Source organism: uncultured Chitinophaga sp., from assembly GCF_902168175.1.
GTDB lineage: Bacteria > Bacteroidota > Bacteroidia > Chitinophagales > Chitinophagaceae > Chitinophaga.
This window is the reverse complement of the sequence record NZ_CABHOU010000077.1, coordinates 16,992-38,172: the sequence shown is the minus strand read 5'-3', so window position 1 is coordinate 38,172 and position 21,181 is coordinate 16,992. Positions and strand designations below refer to the sequence as shown.

The following is a 21,181-nucleotide window of genomic DNA, read 5'->3' as shown; positions in this document are numbered from 1 at the left end:
CTGTTAACGGCAGAGGTACTGTAACATCCTGCTTACGTCGGATGTAGAGGATGGTAACGCTCCACCATTGATAAATGCCTGGTGGCAGGTTAACAGCACCAGTAACAAGATCAGTAAAATTAATATTTTCATGCGCTGCAAGTTTATCGGGGTAAAAACTTATTAGCCGGGCCGGCGTGTTAATACTGAGGGTGCCTTTCCGACAGTTTGTTCGTCTATATCGTCTGTTTAGCCATCATTCTATCCAAATGTACAATAATTGGCATGGCTTACACAGTTAAATCGTAAGGGGGAATGCCTGTTTGTGATAGTTGCCTGTCAACTAATTGTATTATAGTATGTTATGTAAAAATCAAAGGCCCCGTCTTAACGAAGACGGGGCCTTTGATTTTTTTATTGGTCCGATTATTTAGAGATCGTAAATGTGATCGTATTTGCCTTCTCTAATCCGCTCATACCGCTGCCCTGGTAAGTGCCGGTGTATAGTCCGGGAGCAGCGAGGTTGTAGCCCCTGGTAATGTCGATGTCTACACTAACACTGTCTTTCGCAGGCACCTTAATATAAGACTCCGGTGGCGGCGGCATAATGCGTTTGGCCATTGCGCCGCGATAGTCTGCCGGCTGGCCATTGGCTGCTTTAATGTCCAGGAAAGTGCTCATGAAACCTTCAAACGGCGTATGCCATTTGCAGAAGCTTAATTCGCTTTTGGTAGGATTATACACCGTGAAGTGCAGTATTACGGGGTTACCTGTAGGGGTAGACCGTGGTACCGACATGTGGGTGAGTAACTGGCCAGGTTTTCCACTGGTTGTTTTTGTGCTTTTGCAGGCGGCTAACGATAAAAAAAATAGCCCGGTGGCTGCCATGATTCCGTACTTTCTCATGTAATCAAAAAATGGTTTGAGCCGGGAAGGTAGTTTTTTCCTGGCAGATGGGGCTATATCATCTGTTAATTTATTCCGTATTGCGTGCCCTTACAGTCCTACAGGGGAATCGGAGCGATAGCCCTGGTGCGGCATGTTGCCCCGGCTCTCCGGGTAAAAGCAGTATTGTGATCGAAAGGCCGGCAATGTGATGTCGTTTATTTTCATAAGTGGTATGCGTTTTTTTGTAAAAAGAAAGGTAAAGAATATCGTCTGAAATATGGATTGTGGAAAAATAAAAGTTGCCGAAGCGGTGTATATACAGCATGCGATTTCACGCAAAAAGTACAATCAAAAAAAATACTATTTTCGTTAAAACGATAGTAATACATGCCTTACAATCCAACAACTGTAGCCAATTATTTCATATCGAAATATGCCAGGGTGGGTAGTCTTACGCCGATGAAAGTTGTTCAGTTAACCTACATTGCTTATGGCTGGTATCTGGCACTCACCGAAAAAACGGAGAAATTAACTGACGAGCATCCTGCCGCCTGGGATTTTGGTCCGGTGTTTCCATCATTGTTTAACAGCTTGGCAGAATATGGAAAAAAATATATAACAGGGGTGCTGCCTAATGCTGTAGGAAATAACAAAATAGCAGACCTCGACAAGAAATTCCTGGATGTAATCTGGAACAAGTACGGTAGGTATGATGGTGCGTACTTAAATGCAATCACTGGTCAGGAAAACACTCCTTATGAGAAGGTGTATCGCGCGGGTTATAATCTCACAATTCCTGATGACGATCTGTATGCGTTCTATAGGGGGCACATGGAAAAAGTTCCTGCAAATTAAGTTAACCCTGATTATATGTCCATTGATAAGTTAACCAACCTGAACCGAATTTCGGAAGCGGGAGAAAATTCTTGATCCTTTAATTGGAAGTGTTTTAGTGGGTCGAGGTAGAAATGTTGTTATGGATGATCGTTTAACCCATTCCATGATAAAAAGGTTTGATATAGATACTTTACTCCGAAAGCACCTGGCCTATTATTTTGTGCTAATAATATTTCTCTGGTTCGCATCGGTGGTTTGTATTTTATTCTTTAATGATAATCTCTTAGACCTGAATTTGTCTGATGCTGTTTTGATAACATTGTTAACCACAACTTCCTTTAATGTGATCGGTATGATGATCATAATATTGAGGAATTTGTTTCCGCTAACGGGAGAATTTACATGCAGCAAATAGTACTCTTGCTTTGTAAAGTTTCGGCTGGAAACAGAAGCCTCGCAGGCCACCGGCCTGCAAGGCTTTACACATCTACCAGTCGATCTTTTCCTGCTTGTGGAAGAAGCCACCACTAGGGCCATCGTCGGGCAAAGTGGCCAGCCATGAAATGGTTTCCACGCCCTCAGATACTTCCATGGGTGCATACTCCGTACCCATATCTGTTTTAAGCCATCCCGGGTGGGCGGAATTTACCTTTAACGGCGTATCGGCATAGGCGTTGGCCAGGTGAACGGTATAGGCGTTTAAGGCCGTTTTACTGCTGTTGTAGGCGAAGGTCTTCATCAGCGGGGCACGGTTGGAGTGCATGGTAAGCGAGCCAACGTTCGACGATAAATTAACGATACGCGGGGCGACGCTTTTCATGAGCAGGGGCAGCAGGTAATTGGTGAGTTCTACCGTGCCGAAGAAATTGGTAAGGAACGATTGTTTTAAAATACCAGGTTTTACATTGTGGGTGGAATCGGCCATGATGTCTTCGTCCAGCATCACGCCGGCATTGTTGATCAGCACGTCCAGCCGGCCGTGTTGCCCTTCGATGTACGAGGCGGCGGCAGGAAAGGTGCCGGGGTCGGTCAAATCGATTTGCAGCGAGGTAACGGCATGGTCTTTTAAAGTACCGGCGGCCATCTTGCCCTTACGGGCATCCCTGCTACCGATGTAAATAATATGACCCTGCGCGGCAAGCTGCCTGGCGGTTTCCAGGCCTAATCCACGATTGGCACCTGTAATAAGAATAACTCTTTGATTCATAAAGGATATTTGCATTTAAATTAGCATGTACGGCGTGACGGGCAACATTTTACAGCCGGATTGTCAGATACTGCGGTTGAACTGTGGATTATGATGCCGGTGACGTAATTGCCCCTTATATTGCCGCTTTAACCCCCGTTGTATCAACCGGGCAGGCAATAAATTTGCATCATCATCAATATTCCCACTTATGTATCGCCTTTTAATAATTATCTTTTTGCTGATAACAAACCTCGATATGAACGCACAACCCTCTGCCGGCCACTATGCTAAAATAAACGGCCTGGATATCTACTACGAATTGCATGGCAGCGGTCAGCCGCTGGTATTATTACATGGCGGTGGTTCCACCATAGAAAGCAATTACGGCCGGATATTGCCCGTGCTGGCCAAACATTTTAAAGTGATAGCGGTGGAGTTACAGGCGCATGGCCATACGAAAGACAGGGGTACTCCTTTAAGTTTTGAGCAGGATGCGGACGATGTGGCGGCATTACTTAAGCACCTGAACATCGGTAAGGCATCGGTAATGGGCTTCAGCAACGGAGGTACTACCACCTTACAATTCGGTATACGCCATCCGCAGATGGCAGATAAACTGGTGGTAGCATCTGCCATCTACAACCGTGCAGGCGTCATAAAAGGCTTTTTCGATGGCTTTGAAGGCGCTAAACTGGAATGGATGCCTAAACCCCTGGCCGAGGCTTATTTGAAGGCCAACAACGATCCTAAGGGCCTGCAAACTATGTTCGACAGAGATGTGGAAAGGATGAAAGGTTTTAAAGATATTCCCGATGCACTGATTAAAGGAATACAGTCGCCTGTGCTGGTGATTAGTGGCGATAAAGACGTGGCAACTACCGAACACGCGGTAACCTTATCACGCCTGTTGCCTGGTGCAAGGCTCGCGATATTGCCTTCCGGGCACGGCGATTACATTGGTGAAATTTGTGCGGAGAAGCAGGATGAGAGCTTACGTGCATTGGTAACAGCGTTAATTGTGGACTACCTTCAGAAATAGCTGGTGTAACCTATTTCGTGCTTACAAATGCGTGGTGAAACATAGCCTCAAATTCGCGCACACTAATAACTTTCACCAGGCGATGCGTTTCGCTGGCGGTCAGGCCACCTTCTGTGGTGCTGAATACCTCACCTTTGCCTTTGGCAAGTACATGTTTTACGATAACTGTACCTTGTTTATTGCCGTCAGGCCCCGGTATACCCAGTTCAATTTTGGAGATATGAACGACCATAATGCAGTTGCCGGGACTATAAGGCCTGGTTATCGAATGGTCGGTTATGTATTCCACATGCCCCAATGTGGTAAACTTTGCAGGAGCGCCATAGAGTTGGGTGGATGCAGTGAAATTGTAAGTGGAGCTGTCGCTCGTTAATGGTTGTAACCAGGGCACGATCTCTTTGCCGTACGTGATATAAATGGTATCTGTAAGGTTATCTCCCGTGAGTGTGTACCCATTGATCTGTTGAAATCCACCCGTAACATAACGTACGCTTTCAAGGCTGGTTTGCCGGCCGGCACTGTCGTAACTTCTGATTTGCCGGATGGTATCGGCCAAGGTGAATAACTGGTATTTGGTATACTTGCTGATCTCACCGGAGTTGTCGGCATAGCAGAATACTTTGCCCGATACCAGGCTATCGTCAGGCATATAATAGTCGCGGATGTTCACCTGCATGATATCGTTTGCTGGTTCGCCCGCCTGTGGAGCGCATGCGGCAAGGAGTACCAGTGAAAGCGACAGGCCGCGCATGTATTTGTTGGAAAGATTCATGTTAATTTAGTTTGAACGCAAACGGTACGATGTAAAATACTTTGCCAGCACTAACAGCATGGCCGCGCAAACGAGTATGTTCCTGAGCGGCTGCCGGTGGTAATGATTTTTTTATGACGAAGTATTGAAAGGCGTTCCGGTGTAAAGCAGACCACTATATTGATCTTTTTCATATTAAACAGGTTGGGATCAGGTGTTGTTGGCCAGTAATAAAGCGATAGCTTAAACCGAAGTTGCCTGCTGCGAATGGGGAACCTGTGTTTATCCCGACCGGCCAATATGGTGGAATGCTGCTTTAAAGTAGCAAAAAATATCCATAATGCGGGGTAAATGTTTGATATAATGATTTTATATCGATAGCATTTTTTGCATATGTTGGACCGGTGCCATGTTACTTCACCTCTTTATACACCTTTATCCAATGCGTACGTATCGAATCGGGCGTTGGACTTTGCTTCCCGTTAGTCAAAAGCGTGATAGCGCTGGATGGGGTGGCCGGCATGTGGCAGTCGATGCAGTTTTGTTGTAACGTGGCAGCCGGCACTGTTTTTAAGGTGCAGAAGTTAGGGCTGCCTGCCATGTGGCAGCTCATGCAGCGCTGAGAAAATACCTGCATGTTCTCCCGTTCTGTTTTATGTGGACTGTGGCAACTGGAGCAGGTCATTTGTTTACTGCCGGTAAAACATTTGCTGGCAGCGAGCAATTGAAGCTGGTTGCCATGTACGTCGATGCGCGAAGTAGGGAAGGGGGCTGTTGGCATTACGAAGTCGGCAAGCGCATCGCCGGGTTTAAATTCGGAGGCGGGTTTTAACATGGGTTTGAGGCCCGAGTGACATACCGCGCACATGTCGATCTGCTGCTGGGTATTAAGGGCACCGATCTTCGCCATGAAATGCGCTGTTTTTTCCTGCGGATGTTCTGTTTGATAATTCACATGATCGGCAGCCGGGCCATGGCAACGCTGACAGTCGATACCTGCTACCAGTTTGTTCTGCTCAAATTCCTCCTGCATCTCTAACCCCTGCGCCGATACCGATTTGATACCGACCATAGAACTGTGGCAACCGAAACAGGTGCTGGGTATCGCCCGGTCGAACTTCGGATGATCGGCCGGGAAACCCGGGCTGTTCGCCCAGCTGTTGGCCGGTACAAACCAGGAAATGGGCAGCTGCATGTATTTCCCTGCCTGCCAGTATAGGAACGTTTGGGCCTTCCTGCCCGAACCTACTGCTATATCAAATGCCTGTTTTTGTTGTAATGCGCCGTTCGAATAGGCAGCCTGGTACAGGCGGCCGTCTTGTTGTTCCATCACCACCTCAGTGCCATTACCAAATACAAAGCGATTGGCGGGTGCGGTAAGTGTACCCTTTACTGTTTGCGCGTTGGCTAAGCCCGAAGTATGGGCATGCGCGGTAGACTGATAGGAATCGTAAATCGCCTTGTGGCAGCTTTCGCAGCTGTTCGCGGCGGCATATTGCGGTCCCCGCATATCGCCGCCTGCCGGTTGTTTGCTGATGCACCGGGAAAGAATAACCAGGGCGCAAATGATAGCGCTACAGATAATGAGTTGTCTTTTATTCAAAAAGTGGAATTATACTTTAATATACAAAATTCATTGCATAGATGCCGAAGAATTAACCCGCGGGAAGTTTAACGCCAACGCATATATATTCAACTGTATTAATGTATATCCGCTGCAACCGTACATCTCAGCACTATTGTTCACGTTTCTTTAACCTTCCCTTAACGCGGCCTTAACATAGCACTTCTACTTTAGCGCCCTGAAAAATAGGACCAACATAAGCGTAGAATACACGTCATTTCATTCTGACTTTTTTTATAGAGAATTATTACATAAACAATAATTGTTGATGAAACACTTTTTACTATTTATCACCGGGCTGCAAATATGCGCAACCAGCATGGCGACCGGACGAACAGCATTTACTCCCCCCGTTATCAATCACCCGGCCTCGGTTTTTGCCATTACGCAGGCAGAGGAAGTAGTGGTGCGTGGTAAAATAACGGACGATAAGGGCGAGGCGCTCTTTGGTGTAAGTGTACACCCTAAGAATAGTACAAAGGGTACTACCAGCGATAAGAACGGTAACTATCTTATTACGCTTCCTCCCGGTGGTGGTGTGCTGGTGTTTTCTTACCTCGGTTTTATAACCAGGGAAGTAACGATTAAAGAAACGCAACGGGTGAACATATCGTTGAAAGAAGATCAGAAAGCGCTGGGTGAAGTAGTGGTAACAGCGCTTGGTATCAAACGTGAAGAAAAAGCGCTGGGTTATGCCGCTACGGTTGTAAAAAACGAGCAGCTCACCAATGCGATCTCCAATAACTGGCTGGATGCCTTGTCTGGCAAGGTGGCCGGCCTTAACCTCGTTAGGTCTAATGGCGGCCCCACCGGCTCTATCAAAGTAATTCTCCGCGGCGAAAATAACCTTACCGGTGATAATGAAGCGCTGGTAGTGGTAGATGGAGTGGTAATTAACCAGGGCAGTGCGCGGCGTACGGCTATTGCGGGCGAAGCTGCTTACGGTACCAGCAGTGATAACATGCCTGCTGACTATGGTAGTGGTTTGAACGACATCAATCCGGAAGATATTGAATCTGTAACGGTACTGAAAGGCCCGGCTGCTTCCGCCTTGTACGGTCAGCGTGGTGCCAACGGTGCTTTGATCATCACTACAAAATCTGGTGTAACTAAAAATAAAAGAGGCATAGGGGTTACGTTTACCTCTAACGGCTCTATGGAAGATATTAACCGCTGGCCAGAACTTCAGTACGAGTACGGCCAGGGTACTGGTGGCGCCAACTATTATTCCTATGGTACTTCCGAAGACGGTTCCTCTACCAGCGGCACCAGCTCTGCCTACGGCCCTAAATTCGACGGACAGTCGTTTTACCAGTACGATCCTAAGACGCAAACAAGAAGCACGGAGCGTACGCCATGGGTGCCGTACAAAAACGGTATCCAGAATTATTTCGAAACAGGTAAAACACTTACCAACACAGTGTCTGTAGACGCGAGCGGCGATAAAACATCTGCACGTTTCTCTGCAACCAATGTGAAGAATGACTGGATCATGCCTAACACGGGTTATGACCGTAACTCTTTCGCTATATCTACTAACTCCAGGATCAATGAGAAACTGCAGGTTAATACTAAAGTTAACTACACGATCAAGAAGAGCGATAACCTTCCTGGCAGCGGTTACGGTAACCAGTCTATTATGTACTGGTTCATTTTCTGGCAGCCGAATGCAGACCTTAACTGGCTGAGAAACTATTGGGTAAATGGTTCAGAAGGTCAGCTGATCAAGTATCCATTCAGTTCGTTCCCTGAAAACCCATACGCTATTGCCCATAGCTTTATTAACCGTACTAACCGTCACAATGTAACCGGCAACATACAGGCTACTTATAAATTCAGCAATGAACTGAGCCTGATGATCAGGTCTTCCATGGACCTCAGTAATGAGCAGCGTGCGCAGGAGCGCCCGTTCGATGCGGGTTCTAAATTGCCTAAAGGTAGCTTTCGTACACAGAATATTTATTCGCGCGAGCTTAGCACCGACTTCATGTTAAGGTATAACAAGAAGTTCAGAAACGATATCGATATCAGTGCAATGATAGGTGGCAGCCAGTTGAAAAACCTCTATAATAAGGATGAACTTCGTGCAGACTCCCTTAAGATACCAGGTATCTATTCCATGGCGAATGCCAAAGGTCCGCTGGTAAGCCTGCCTTATAAATCACAATATGCGCTTAACAGCTTCTACGGCCTCTTTACATTTTCGTATAAAGATTACCTCTTCGTAGACCTTACCGGCCGTCAGGACTGGAACAGTGTACTTGCATTGCCTTCACGCCTGGGTAACTCCGGCTTCTTCTATAACTCAATGAGTACCTCGGTTATTCTTTCTGAGCTAACCAAACTGCCTGATGTGATCGATTTTGCGAAGGTGCGTTTGTCTGCAGCTTCTGTGGGTAGCGGTACTACCACTCCATACATGACCTCTTACGGTTACGATGCGCCTACAGGTTTTACCGGTGGCCTGTCTAACCCAACTGTATTGCCTAACGATGAGTTAAAACCACTGAGGACTACCACATTTGAAGCTGGTATGAATGTTCAGCTCTTCAAAAAGCGCATTGGTTTGGACCTGGCAGTTTATAGCGGTAATACAAAAGATCAGATCCTTACCCGTGTGCTTGACCGCGCTTCCGGTTACTCTTCTGCTTACTTCAACGCAGGTAAAGTTCGTAACAGTGGCGTTGAGATAGCGCTGAACGGCACACCGGTATCAACAAAAGACTTTAAATGGAATACCAACATCGTATTCTCCGCTAACCGTAACAAAATCGTAGAACTGCCCGATACCAATATCGTACTGAGAAACGGCCCTGTATCCGGTGCCCAGATCGTAGCGCGCGTTGGCGGTAGCATGGGCGATATGTATGGTAACGGTTATATGAGATCGCCTGACGGACAGATCGTATATGACGAGTCTACTGGTTTTGCTAAACTGGCTGATAACGTAGTATACCTTGGCAACACCATTCCTAAAGGTAAGCTGGGCTGGACCAACGATTTCAGTTACAAACAATTCCGTTTGAACCTGCTGTTCGACGCCCAGTGGGGTGGTGTAGCACATTCATTGTCGCACTACAAGCTGGCAGAACAGGGTAAAACGGTGAATACACTGCCTGGCCGTTACAATGGTATCATTGGTAAAGGTGTTATTCAACAGGCTGATGGCAAATACATTCCAAACAATGTAACTGCAACTGATATTGATGGTTACTACCGCTCGCACTTTGGCGCCGATAACGCAGAAGGCAGCACTTTCAGCACCGACTTTATCAAATTCAGGGAAGCAAGGATCGATTATACCTTCAAACCTGCCATGATGAAAAAGATCGGTCTGCAGCGTGCATCAGTAGGGGTGTATGGACGTAACCTGGCTATCTGGTCGCCATGGCCCATATTCGATCCCGAATTTGGTACGATCAGCGGTACAGATATCATCCAGGGCTTTGAAATTGCCCAGTTCCCATCTACCCGCTCATTTGGTTTTAACCTGATAATTGGACTTTAATCAGCACGATCATGAAGAAGTTTATCAATATTATTACAGGCGTAGCACTGCTTTCCGGCACCATGCTGTCTTCCTGCACAAAAGATTTTACTGCTATTAACACCAATCCTAATACTTCACCTATCGCACTGCCAGAACAGCTGTTGCCTACGGCGCTTGTAAGCACGCTTACCACCAACATGGTGCGTAACCGTAACTTCAATAATGAGCTGATGCAGGTAACGGTAGACCAGAACGATGCTGAAGGAAAGGTGTTTCGTTACGATTTTAACAGGACCTGGGCTGATTACAGCTACAACAACTGGTACCTGCAGCTGACGAACTTTAAGGACATGTACAGCGTGGCCAGCCAGCCGCTGACGTTCAGCAAAACTTACCAGGGTATTTCCCTGATCTGCCAGTCGTACGTATATTCCCTGCTCACCGATACTTATGGCGACATTCCTTTCACCGATTCCAATAAAGGAAAGGATACCCTGAATTTTGAGCCGGCATTCAATACACAGAAAGAAGTGTACTTTTCTATCTTCGCCAACCTCGAAAAAGCGAATAGCCTGTTGTCGGGCGCGCCGAACGTAGACAATACCGACCCGGTTTTCGGAGGTGTTGCCCTTAGCTGGCGTAAGTTCGGTAACTCCCTGTACCTGAGGCAGCTCATGCGCCTTTCTGGTAAAGCGGAAGTGGCCGATACGGTGATAAAGAAAATTAAAGAGATCGCAGAAACGAAAACCGGTACTTACCCGATCATCTCTACTATCGCTGAATCTGCGATATTAAGATGGACTGGCGCAGCGCCTTATGCAAATCCATATGTAACCGCAGTAAGGGAACAGGATTTCAGGTCGCCGGCCATTGGTAGTTTCTTCATCGATAACCTGATGGTATGGAGCGATCCCCGTATGAATATTTCGCTCGGTGCCGACGGTATTAACAGGTGGGCTATTGCACAGGGAAGCCAGGGTTTCAAAGGCGTTCCCAGCGGTTATTCTCCTGGTACCGGCACGCCTAAACAATCTTACTTCTACTCTAATACCTCCAAACGTTCTATGCAAACGGAAGAACTGGGTATGATACTGAACTGCGCGGAAGTGAAGTTTATGCTGGCAGAAGCGGTGGTGAAAGGTTTCATCAGCGGTAATGCACAAACACATTACAATGCGGGCGCACTGGCCAGCATACAGCAATGGATGCCAACATGGGTGAACGATATCCAGGCTTACCTGGTAGCGGCAGACATCAACTGGGATGAGAGCCTGAGCCTGGAAGAGAAAATGGAAAGGATTCACTTGCAGAAATATTATGCGCTGTTCATGTGCGACTTGCAGCAGTGGTTCGAATACCGTCGTACGGGTCACCCAACCTTACCTAAAGGTGTTGGCCTGGCTAACAATGGTGTAATGCCTGCAAGGCTGAACTACCCTGTGTATGTACAGTCGACCAACCCAACCAACTATAAACTGGCAGTGGCTAATCAGGGTCCGGATGAAATTTTCACAGAAGTGTGGTGGCAGAAAAAATAAGCGGTCCTAATCATTAAACATGAAATCTAACGTAATGAACAATTTTATAAAATATTCCTGCTTCTTAGTCCTGATGGCTGTAGGTGTATGGTCGTGCGAAGAAGACAAAACTTACCCGGGCGGCGTATTGTCCGACTATATCTCTATGCTCGATTTAAGAGATATATACAAAGGGAAGGATGTAGTGCTTACTGAAGCAAACATGGCCGGTGCCACCTATATTGCGGGCCTGGTAGTATCCGATCACTCTGGTGGTAACCTGCCTGCAGGACTGTTGGTAGTACAGGATAACCGCCGTCTTGGGCTTATCCGCGGTATTTCCCTGCAAATCGGTGCTGCTGCCGATACCTATTTCCCTGGCGACTCTGTTGTTATTTCAGTAGAAGGAAAAACACTCACAAGGATCGATGGTATTCTTCAGATCACTGGTGTTACACCGGCTGATATTAAGAAAGTAGCGTCCAATAAGCCTATTCCCATCTATAGGGTAAACAGCAACCTGATGTTGCAGTTCCCCGACCGTTACGAAAGCGTGCAGGCGGTTATCGTAAAAGGCGGTTTTAATCCACTGCCCGCTAAAACCGACCAGTTTAAAGGTGAATGGAAGCTAAACGATGGTTTCGGTAACATCACCCTGCACACCGAAGCCGGTGCGCAATTTGCCGACAGTGTGCTGCCCGTAATGGCGAACTACTACGGTATCATGTTCAATAAAATCGGTGCTGACGGAAAACAACGTCCTGAGTTCCGTTTCTGCAAAAGCAGCGATTACCGCATACTTAGCTCCGAAATCGAGATCCAGTCGATCCTGATCACTGGTATTGCGACCGACGTAAAAGGTGGTGATGGTAACTACGAGTATGTGCAGATGATGGCAACAAGGGATATCGACTTCTCCGTAACGCCATTCTCCATCGTAACAACCAACAACGCCGGCGCGTCTAACCCTACCGGTTTCCCTACTCAGGGCTGGGCCACGGGCAACATGCGTACGTATAAAATCAATATGACATCTGGTTTAGCCAAACAGGGTACTTACTTCTATGTGGGCGGTACCGGTAAACGTATTAACGGTGCTAACTCTAAGAGCATAGCCGAATCTAACTGGATAAGGGCATACGATTACGTGAACCTTGCTGGCGAAGGTTTTGGCGCCAAAACCGGCGGATGGTTCGCTAACAGCGGTAACGCCACTGGTGTAGCGGTGTTTGAAGGTACTACCGTTACTAAAGATACCAAACCCGTAGACGTGATCTTCATCAGCGGTGGCGGTAGCCTCTTCCAGGCAAGCCCCGAATATGGTTACCGTATCACCAATAACGACTGGTACGATGTGCTGAACCCGATCACCCTGGCAAGTCAGCCGTACTACAGGGCAGGTACCAACACCCTGTTCCTGTCATACAACACCGCCGACCTGGGGTACTTTTATGTACTCGGTGGTGAGTACACACTTAGCCTCGGCAGGTGGACAAAAGCAAGAACGCAGATGAACTACCTGATGGACACTGCTACTGTAGCAGCTAACATCCAGGACTCCACTGCTACCCAACTGAAGTTCTAAGATTTAAGCTGTGAATAAGTAAGGGCGTATCCAAAAGGGATGCGCCCTTTTTTTATGGGATAGATATTGTTAAAGTATACCGCTCAACGGCTCTTAAAAGTTTATGGGACTATAGCCGCCGTGCGTATTAACCAGGCGGTATCCAGGCTTTTATTCCTGGTAGACGCGTTTACGAACTTGCCGTCGAGGCGGGTAACCTTGTAGGAGGGAATTGTTCTAATGATGTTATAGGGGATACCTGCTGAGTCCAGGGCCGTTTTGCCCTTACGCGCCGTGTATAACAGCTGGCCCTGGCCTTCCCATTTCACCCTTCCTTTATAATAAAAGTCTAAGCTGTAAGACGTGATGCGGTAAGGATATACCGGCTCCTGTATGTGCTGCCGGTTAAGCCATCTGGCAGCCGTTGTGCCACCTTGGTATTGTAACAGGTGCGGATAAAAAAATACATTCAGAAAGATGGCTAATGCAATACTGCCCGTGGCGCTTACGAGCACAATGTTGCGGGTGCCGCGCCGCAGCGACCATACAATTACAGCTGCTCCGGCAACGGCCAGGTAGGCCCACCAGCCTGGTCCGCGGAACAATATATCAATACCTGCCGCCAGTACGATCATGATCATGGCTACTACGCGCTGTATGATCGTAGCAGTTCTCAATCCTTCTTTCTGTAATCCCTGCAACCAGGCGGCCAGCATAATGGCAAAATAAGGGAACAGGATATTGAGGTAATGAGGTAACTGGAAACGTGATAAAGAGAATACGATGAGTGTGAGTAAACCTGCGCCCAGGGTAATCCATTCAACCCCTTCCTTTATTTTGCGCAAACGCTGGAAAAGTGCGGCGTAAAACAACAGGCTCCAGGGTAAAAAGGCCCATAACAGGGTATGCAGGAAGAAGGTAGGGTCGCCCTTTCCCTTAATGGGGCCGGTGTTAAAGAAACGTCCGAACTGGCTGTCCCACAGAAAAAAACGAATGCCTGAAACGCCCTGTTGCCCGAATACTAACTGTTCGGGTTTCGCATCAAACTGTAAATAAAGGCAGATGATTTCAGGGGAGGTGAAAATAGCGGTGAGTAATAACCACAGGTACCAGCGCGGATTATAGAGTTGACGCCAGTTGCCGGTCATGGCCCAGTGTAAAAACATGCCTGCTCCAAGCGGAATAAGGACGAAGGGGCCTTTGGTCATTAATGCAAAGGCCGTGAACAGGGCCGCCGGTATTATATGGATGCCCTGTTGCATCGCTTTCACCAAATGGTAAGAAGCTGCTATCAGGAACAAGGTTAAATAAGGTTCGGCACGTACATCGTTACTGCTGATCACCGCATGTAAAGCGCAGAGATAAATAAGGGCCGATACTTTGCCTGCATGTTGCCCGTAGAAATGGCGTGCGAACTTAAATGTATAAATAGCGCCGATGAGCCAGCAAATAAATGCAGGCAGTTTCCAGGCAAATGCGTTGATGCCGAAAACAGAGAAGCTTGCCGCGCCCAGCCAGAAGGGGAGGTGAGGTTTATCCAGCCAGTTGGCACCATTTGCGTACAAATTGATCCAGTCGTTCCGTAACACGATCTGTTTGGATATACCTGCATACAAGGCCGCATCCGGCTCCATGAGCGGTGTAAAGAGACCTGGGATAAGGCTGGCAATGATAGCTGCAATAAACCAGGGATAAAATTTATCGAAAGAAGTGCTTTCCATAGGTACTAAGATACAGTATCGAACTGGTTCCGTTTGTGTAAACGGAGGCCCGATTTATCCCACCAGGTAAACAGGCGGAATACGATAAAGCCGGTCAATATGCCGAAAGCGGCACCGGCCAGTATGTCTAACGGATAATGTTTGCCAACGTACACCTGCGCATAACCGATCAGCACCGCCCATATCCATACCCAGTTCCAGTAAATGCTTTTGATACCCATGTAACGCATCACCCAAAACCAAAATGCGGCCATCGCAAAATGATTAGAAGCATGCGAAGAAGGGAAACCGTATTGTCCGCCGCAGCCAATAAGATTGCGTAAAAAGGGAACCAGGTCTTCGTTATGACAAGGGCGCAGGCGCTGGAACAAAGGTTTAAATACACTGGCGCTGCCATAGTCGGCAATAGCGAAACAGATGAGCGTGCCGATAAGAAATGCCACCGCTTTATTAGGCCTGTATTTGATCACAAAGTATAAAACAAATGCATAAAGCGGTACCCAGGTAAGTGCATTGCGCAGCAGTAACATTACCGGGTCTGCCAGTTCACTGGTGCCGTTATAGTGAATAGTAATAAAGAGCGACTCATCGATCTTCTGAAGCCAGTCCATCCATGTCATGTGCAAAAGTTATAGGTTGATTAAAGTTCCTGATGGCAGGTTGCCTAATCGTTACCGGAACATGAACAAATCGTTACAATGAGTCGTCGCGGTTCTCATGCAGCTTACGCGCTTCCGCAACAGGGTCTTCTGTAGTGTCTGGTGGTAATAATTCCTTCTTGTCGCGTTTGTTCCTGATTGCCAGGAATATCATCAAAGCGAGTGCCATCGCGATTACTGCGATAATAATAGGCCAGTTGAGGTGTTGCATCATTTACAGGTTAGCACAGCAATTGTACCAGTTTCGGTATGCTTTTGAGCGAGCCAGGGGGCGGGCGGAGAGATAATTAACCTTAATTTATTTTTAGGTGTGAACAGAGCAGGCAGTACTATAACTATTGTGGAATTGCCTTCGCGGTGGTGGGGTGTTAGTTACACGGTAACTTTTGTTCATGTAAACTTAATGGTTCCTTAATATTCCCGGTTAATTTTTGCAGTTATGTTTGTGTGCGGAAAAAGGTGGCCAAGCTATGGGAATAACGTTACCGGAATTACCAGATGATTTATTACTCGACGAATGCAGAAAGGGCAATACCAAAGCCTTTGATGTATTATTTAACCGTTATTCCGGCAAGCTTTACCACTACGCCCTTAAATACACATCAGACGAAGCGCGCGCCGAGGAGGCCATGATGGACCTGATGTTATGGGTATGGGAAAAAAGAGAACAGTTACCGGCCGACATCCAGTTTGCATCTTACCTGTTTCGCGCCATGAAAAATGCCGTTATAAAGATCGTTACCCGGCGGCAGGGGCGCACCATTCCTTTAGAACATATCGAAGAGCAGTTAACTACCGGCGCCTATGAAGCAGGTAGCCGCGTTGCCTGCAATGAACTTAACAATGCTTACCAGCAGCAGCTCGATCAGTTGAGCAGCCAGCGTCAGAAAGTATTTATTCTCAGTCGTCATAACAATCTTTCGCATGCCGAAATAGCGAAAGAAATGAACCTCTCGCCCTTTACAGTCAAGAACCATATCAAAGCTTCCCTTTCTCATTTTCGTGATCATCTTAAAGATTATGCAGACATCAGCACCCTTATTTTACTATGCTGTATGCTCGGGTAAAAATTATTTTCATTTGCATTAGCCCTTCCTTCTTTTTTATGGCCTTTATATAGTAGCAGGCATCAGTTTGCCTGCATACTGATAACACATGGCAAATCCTGTAAATAAAGCACTACTACTTAAATATCTCGATCATCAATGCACGCCGGAAGAGCAGCAGCAGGTAGCAGCCTGGTTACAGCTGCCCGGTAGCAGCGATGTGCTGGACGCACTACTCACCGCGCGCCTGGATGCAGATATGGAGGAAAGTAGCGACGTGGAGGCAGCGCAAAAGGCGTTGTGGTTGAACGAAATGCACGCACGTATGGGGGCGCCGGTAACAAAAGTAAAACGCATGCGCGTTTGGAAGCAGGCGGCCGTTTGGGCAGCGGTATTGATAGGGGCAGGCAGTTTTACCATTTACCAGCTGCAACAACGCCCTGTGAGCGCCACACTGGCAATGGTAGCAAAGCAGAACCCAGCCGGGCAAAGGGCCACCATTCAGCTTACAGACGGATCGGTAGTACACCTGGGCGCAGGCAGTTCGCTGCAATATCCCGAAGCTTTTAAATCGGCAACCAGGGATGTGTTCCTGGATGGGGAGGCCTTTTTCGAGATCGCGGAAAATAGCGAAAAGCCATTTGTAGTACACACAGGCGATATACAAACAACCGTATTAGGGACTTCTTTTAAAATAAGCGCCTTCGGAGGCGTGCCGCTTTCGGTAGCGGTGGCAACCGGCAAAGTGAGAGTGGACCATAAGCAGGGCAATACTTTAACACAACTGGCCGTACTAACACCCGGTCGCCAGGTTACCTGGGAGCCGGCAGGTAACCATACCGAACTTGCCAAAGTAGAAGTTGCAGATGTGGAGGGTTGGAAAAGGGGAAGACTCGTATTTAATAACAAAACCTTACAGGAAGTGGCGCTCGACCTGGAACGCTGGTACGATGTGAAGATCAGCTTTGGTACCACCCGTAAAGCCAGTGAGAAAATTACGGTAACCCTGTTCGGCAGTGCCGGACTGGAGAGGAATCTTCAGCTACTGGCCGCCGGCAGCAACTTTAAGTACACGGTGAACGATCGTAATATCATTATTCATTAACCAAAAAACAGAGAATGAACTAACGCTACCACAAAAAAAATGCTCCCGCCAGCATTGGACCGCAAGCAGGAGCAAATGTATTTTTTCTCTTACCCGTTATGTTTTCGACGACCAACAGGTGAGGGAACAGTACCAGGCATTGTTGTGCCTGGACGTTAACAGATTCCCGGTTGTGCCGGGTTAACCAGTAACATTTCAAAAGTATGAAAAAAGGATTAAAGTATGATCCTTTAGGATTTATCGTGCAACCTGTGCCCGTTCGCTTTGAGCATGTGTTAAAAGCTGAAAGGGAGGCAGGTTTGCAGCCTTCCCGTAAGCATTTATACAAAATTTATTTCCTGATGAGATGCTCATTTATCGTTTTGGTAGCACAGCTTACGTTTATAAGCCTATTGTTTGCAGACCATGTGAAGAGCCAGGACCTGAGCCTGAAAGTAGACCTGCAGTTGCAAAATGCAGGTGTTCGGGAAAGCCTGTTAAGTATTGAGGAGAAAAGTGGTGTACGGTTTTTATTACCGGAAGAACTGATGGCCTCCACTACTAAAAAGGTAACCCTGCATGAGAAAGGGATTGTTGTTAAAGATGCTATCAAGGGCATACTTAGCGGCACTTCGCTGGAATACAAATTACTGAACGGTTATGTGGTGATTGCCCGTAAGCCTGTGCCCATTAAATTAAGCGGCCGGGTGATAGAGGGCAAAACGAAAGACCCGCTGCCCGGTGTGTCTGTTCGCATAAAAGGTGGTACGGGCGGTGCGGCAACCGATGCCAATGGTTACTTCACGCTGGATATCCCGGAGGAGGGCGCCACACTCGTGTTAAGCCTGATGGGATATGAAGCGAAGGAAGTGAAGGTAACCCGCGCATCAGCCGGTATGATCATTTCTATGTCTGTTTCCAGCAGGCAGCTGGGTGGTGTTACCGTTGAAGCAAGGCGTAAAACCAATACGGAAATTACCGTACTGCAGGAAAGAAAGAATGCCGCTATCGTGCAGGATGCGATTTCGGCCCAGCAGATAGAAAGAACGGCTTCTATTACCACTACACAGGCGTTACAACGGGTGAGCGGTGTAACGGTAACAGATGATAAATATGTAGCCATTCGCGGGCTGGGCGACCGTAGCGTAATCGGCCAGCTGAACGGCGCAAGGCTTGCGTCCTCGGATCCCGACAGGAGCACCATTCCATTGGACCTGGTGCCTGCATCGCTGCTGGACAATATCACGATCTATAAAACGGTAACGCCCGACAAACCAGCAGATGCCGCCGCCGGTATCGTGGAGCTGAAAACGAAGTCTGTGCCCGAGAAGGCCACACTTGAAATTATTGCCCAAACTGGCTTTAATTCGAATATAGGCCTGGGTGGAAAGATGAATAGCTTCTATAACAGTGAACTCGGATTTTTCGGCAACAACGTAAAAGATAAAAACCTTACGTCAGCGTTCCTGAATCTTGCTAAACAATACCCGGGGGGCGCATCTCAGATACAACAAATGATCGCGCAGAGTAATGGCGATCCGGCAATGCAAAAGGAAGCTGCGCGTATCAATAAAGTGATGAACAGTTTTGACCCGGTGATGACTACGCGTTACCAGGCAGCGCCGCTTAACCAGTTGTATTCCGCTACCTACGGTAACAGTTTTAAAGTATTTAAGGATAAAACAATCGGTATAATTGCCGGTGCTAACTATTACCGTCGCAGTACCGATGTTTACGGCGGCGATCTGACGCAGTACAGTATTTACCAGGGAGTGATCACCGGTAACCCGGATGTGTATAGTCCGCGTAACATCCCGAATTATATCACGCCGAATAACCTCTATATGGGTAAATATCAAACCTATAAAGAGAATACCGGTACCGAAACGCTGAATTACGGTGCATTGGCAGGCCTTACGTTCCGGTTTAATCCACGCCACGAGATCAGTGCGCAATACCTCGGTAGCTGGGGCAGCGAAGCGCAGGCGATCAATATGTATGGTGAGTACCAGTACACCGGTTTGCCTGGTGAGGTGAGCAGCACGATTTACTCCCTGAAACAAACCCAACGCCACCTGAATACCTTCAATCTCCAGGGCGAACACAAGTTACTGGAAGGCGCTTATTCTCCGCGTTTAAGTTATAACCTGGCATCATCTGCATCGGGACAAAACGATCCGGATTTCAGGTTTGTGACGCTTACGGATTATAAGCCAAGGAATGGCGGTTACTACTGGAGGCCGTCTGTAAGCGCCGCCAATGGGCAGGGTGAATATGTATCTACCAATCACCTGTACGCGCTTAATTCCGGTTATGTAAATGGATATGGTACCTATGGTATCATACAGGCTGAGCCTAATGGACGCCGCTGGAGAAATCTCGACGAAACAAACTATAACTATAAAGCCGACCTGGTGTTCCCTTTCTCCTTCATTGGGCAGAAACAGGAACTGAAAGTGGGCTATAACTACCTGAACCGTGACCGTACCTTCCGGGAGAACATGTTCTTCTTACCGGGATCCAATTTCGCTCCTAATGGCGCTATTTCGCTCTACGATGTAGCAGGTAATCTCGACCGGCTGGTAGGACCCGAAGTGATTGGCGTTCATCCCGGATCGGGTAGTACGGGCGAAGGCGCCGATAAGGTGGGTGGTTTTCTTTATAACAGCCAGAAATCTCCCAACAACTATAACGGCTTCTTCGAAACCAATGCATGGTACACGATGCTGGACCTGCACCTGTTGAAGAACCTGCGTATAGCCGGAGGTGTACGGTTTGAGAAAACCAATATTCAGTCTTCAGTAGATACATCCAACGTTTACCTCGATCCCGCGCTAACGACCAAAGATGCCGACGGACAAACGATACCGGTGGTACTCATCAACCCCAACACTGTGTATAAGACAGGTTTTAAACCCTACTACGCTATAAATGCTACCTACACCTATAAGGACGATATGAACTTCCGTATGGCGTTTAATACCACCCTGGCGAGGCCGGAGCTACGGGAACTGACGAACGTATTTGAATTTGACGCCTTTCAGATGGGCCTCGTGGTAGGTAACCCTAACCTGGTTAACCAGCATACAGAAAACCTAGATTTCCGTTGGGAATGGTTCCCCGCGGCGGGAGAGGTGATTTCTGCATCGCTGTTTGGTAAAAGGATCAATAACCAGCTGGTGAAAGTATTCAGTCTCAAAACAGACGGACTGGCCGCGAAATACCCTGAGTATCCTACCATCCAGTTCCAGAACGATCCTAACACGGGTACGGTATGGGGTATGGAGCTGGAGCTGGTGAAAGACCTCGGGAAGATCTCGCCGGTAATGCAAAACTTCTTCATCGGTACTAACCTGCTGCTGGCACAGAGCAATATCAAAAAAACAACAGCACGTTACAACGCCAACAAATCACTCGACAGGCACACGCCGGATAACAGTCCGTTGTTCGAACAGGCGCCGTATTCGGTGAACGGATGGCTGAACTATAAAAACAGTCGCTCCGGTACAGACCTCACCGCCACATTTAACATGGTGGGCGAGCGCCTGGTGCAGATCAACCTCACCGGTGAGCCAGACCTCTACACCCGGCCGGTGCCTATGTTTGATATCGTATTCTCCCAGCAACTTGGTAAAAAACTGTTGTTTAAGGGATATGCCAAAAACATCCTGAACCCTGCTGTCGAAACCGTGTATGCCAATCCAGGCACCGGTGGATTATGGTATGGTAGAAAGTATGTGAACCGCAGTTACAAACGTGGTGCAGAAATCATGATGGGCTTTACTTACAGGCT

General features: G+C 47.6%; 16 protein-coding genes and 1 pseudogene. 9 read left to right on the top strand and 8 right to left on the bottom strand.

What is annotated here, in order from left to right; translation table 11 throughout:
- Nucleotides 1-3 precede the first annotated feature (3 nt).
- Together QZT80_RS18600 and QZT80_RS18595 are read right to left on the bottom strand one after the other, a co-directional pair.
- Nucleotides 4-132, bottom strand: coding sequence for a hypothetical protein (locus tag QZT80_RS18600; RefSeq protein WP_295125489.1), 129 nt, complete (start codon nt 130-132; stop codon nt 4-6).
- 273 nt (nt 133-405) lie between these two features.
- On the bottom strand, nt 406-885 hold the full coding sequence (locus QZT80_RS18595) for a hypothetical protein (protein WP_295125487.1): 480 nt from the start codon (nt 883-885) through the stop codon (nt 406-408).
- Nucleotides 886-1,254: 369 nt separating this feature from the next.
- Here QZT80_RS18595 and QZT80_RS18590 point away from each other — a divergent pair, with 369 nt between their 5' ends.
- Complete coding sequence (locus QZT80_RS18590; protein WP_295125484.1) at nt 1,255-1,722, top strand: Panacea domain-containing protein; 468 nt, start codon at nt 1,255-1,257, stop codon at nt 1,720-1,722.
- A 469-nt stretch (nt 1,723-2,191) separates the two neighbouring features.
- On the opposite strand, the gene QZT80_RS18585 is transcribed toward QZT80_RS18590, so the two are convergent.
- Complete coding sequence (locus QZT80_RS18585; protein ID WP_295125482.1) at nt 2,192-2,911, bottom strand: SDR family oxidoreductase; 720 nt, start codon at nt 2,909-2,911, stop codon at nt 2,192-2,194.
- A gap of 238 nt (nt 2,912-3,149) precedes the next feature.
- Between QZT80_RS18585 and QZT80_RS18580 the strand changes: the two genes are divergently transcribed.
- Nucleotides 3,150-3,932 (top strand): alpha/beta hydrolase, encoded by a 783-nt coding sequence (locus tag QZT80_RS18580; RefSeq protein WP_295125479.1) that lies wholly within the window; start codon nt 3,150-3,152, stop codon nt 3,930-3,932.
- Nucleotides 3,933-3,942: 10 nt separating this feature from the next.
- Here QZT80_RS18580 and QZT80_RS18575 read toward each other — a convergent pair whose 3' ends face one another.
- The gene (locus QZT80_RS18575; RefSeq protein WP_295125476.1) at nt 3,943-4,704 is read right to left on the bottom strand and encodes a hypothetical protein; all 762 of its coding nucleotides are present in this window, start codon (nt 4,702-4,704) and stop codon (nt 3,943-3,945) included.
- A gap of 391 nt (nt 4,705-5,095) precedes the next feature.
- The gene (locus QZT80_RS18570) at nt 5,096-6,286 is read right to left on the bottom strand and encodes a multiheme c-type cytochrome (RefSeq protein ID WP_295125473.1); all 1,191 of its coding nucleotides are present in this window, start codon (nt 6,284-6,286) and stop codon (nt 5,096-5,098) included.
- 289 nt (nt 6,287-6,575) lie between these two features.
- Between QZT80_RS18570 and QZT80_RS18565 the strand changes: the two genes are divergently transcribed.
- From QZT80_RS18565 to QZT80_RS18555, 3 genes are read left to right on the top strand one after another with little or no spacing between them, the layout of a single operon-like run.
- Nucleotides 6,576-9,815, top strand: a complete 3,240-nt coding sequence (locus tag QZT80_RS18565) for a SusC/RagA family TonB-linked outer membrane protein (protein WP_295125470.1) — start codon at nt 6,576-6,578, stop codon at nt 9,813-9,815.
- A gap of 11 nt (nt 9,816-9,826) precedes the next feature.
- Nucleotides 9,827-11,335, top strand: a complete 1,509-nt coding sequence (locus QZT80_RS18560; protein WP_295125467.1) for a SusD/RagB family nutrient-binding outer membrane lipoprotein — start codon at nt 9,827-9,829, stop codon at nt 11,333-11,335.
- 19 nt (nt 11,336-11,354) lie between these two features.
- Nucleotides 11,355-12,899: a DUF5689 domain-containing protein gene (locus QZT80_RS18555; RefSeq protein ID WP_295125465.1), complete on the top strand. Its 1,545-nt coding sequence runs from the start codon at nt 11,355-11,357 to the stop codon at nt 12,897-12,899.
- Nucleotides 12,900-13,000: 101 nt separating this feature from the next.
- Here QZT80_RS18555 and QZT80_RS18550 read toward each other — a convergent pair whose 3' ends face one another.
- The 3 genes from QZT80_RS18550 to QZT80_RS18540 all read right to left on the bottom strand — a co-directional run bounded on the left by QZT80_RS18550 (nt 13,001) and on the right by QZT80_RS18540 (nt 15,472).
- Nucleotides 13,001-14,599, bottom strand: a complete 1,599-nt coding sequence (locus tag QZT80_RS18550; protein ID WP_295125462.1) for a glycosyltransferase family 39 protein — start codon at nt 14,597-14,599, stop codon at nt 13,001-13,003.
- A gap of 5 nt (nt 14,600-14,604) precedes the next feature.
- Entirely contained in the window at nt 14,605-15,219 is a 615-nt protein-coding gene (locus QZT80_RS18545; protein WP_295125459.1) for a phosphatase PAP2 family protein, read from the bottom strand.
- A gap of 73 nt (nt 15,220-15,292) precedes the next feature.
- A complete protein-coding gene (locus QZT80_RS18540; protein ID WP_295125456.1) occupies nt 15,293-15,472 on the bottom strand; it encodes a hypothetical protein in 180 nt (59 codons plus the stop codon).
- A 256-nt stretch (nt 15,473-15,728) separates the two neighbouring features.
- On the opposite strand from QZT80_RS18540, the gene QZT80_RS18535 reads away from it, so the two are divergent.
- The 4 genes and pseudogenes from QZT80_RS18535 (at nt 15,729) to QZT80_RS26750 (ending at nt 21,118) form a co-directional block, all read left to right on the top strand.
- Nucleotides 15,729-16,325: an RNA polymerase sigma-70 factor gene (locus QZT80_RS18535; RefSeq protein ID WP_295125453.1), complete on the top strand. Its 597-nt coding sequence runs from the start codon at nt 15,729-15,731 to the stop codon at nt 16,323-16,325.
- A gap of 88 nt (nt 16,326-16,413) precedes the next feature.
- Entirely contained in the window at nt 16,414-17,409 is a 996-nt protein-coding gene (locus tag QZT80_RS18530; RefSeq protein ID WP_295125450.1) for a FecR family protein, read from the top strand.
- Nucleotides 17,410-17,612: 203 nt separating this feature from the next.
- Nucleotides 17,613-18,671: pseudogene (locus QZT80_RS26755) on the top strand (carboxypeptidase-like regulatory domain-containing protein); the annotation flags it as partial.
- Nucleotides 18,672-21,040: 2,369 nt separating this feature from the next.
- Nucleotides 21,041-21,118: a hypothetical protein gene (locus tag QZT80_RS26750; protein WP_367112877.1), complete on the top strand. Its 78-nt coding sequence runs from the start codon at nt 21,041-21,043 to the stop codon at nt 21,116-21,118.
- Nucleotides 21,119-21,181 lie beyond the last annotated feature (63 nt).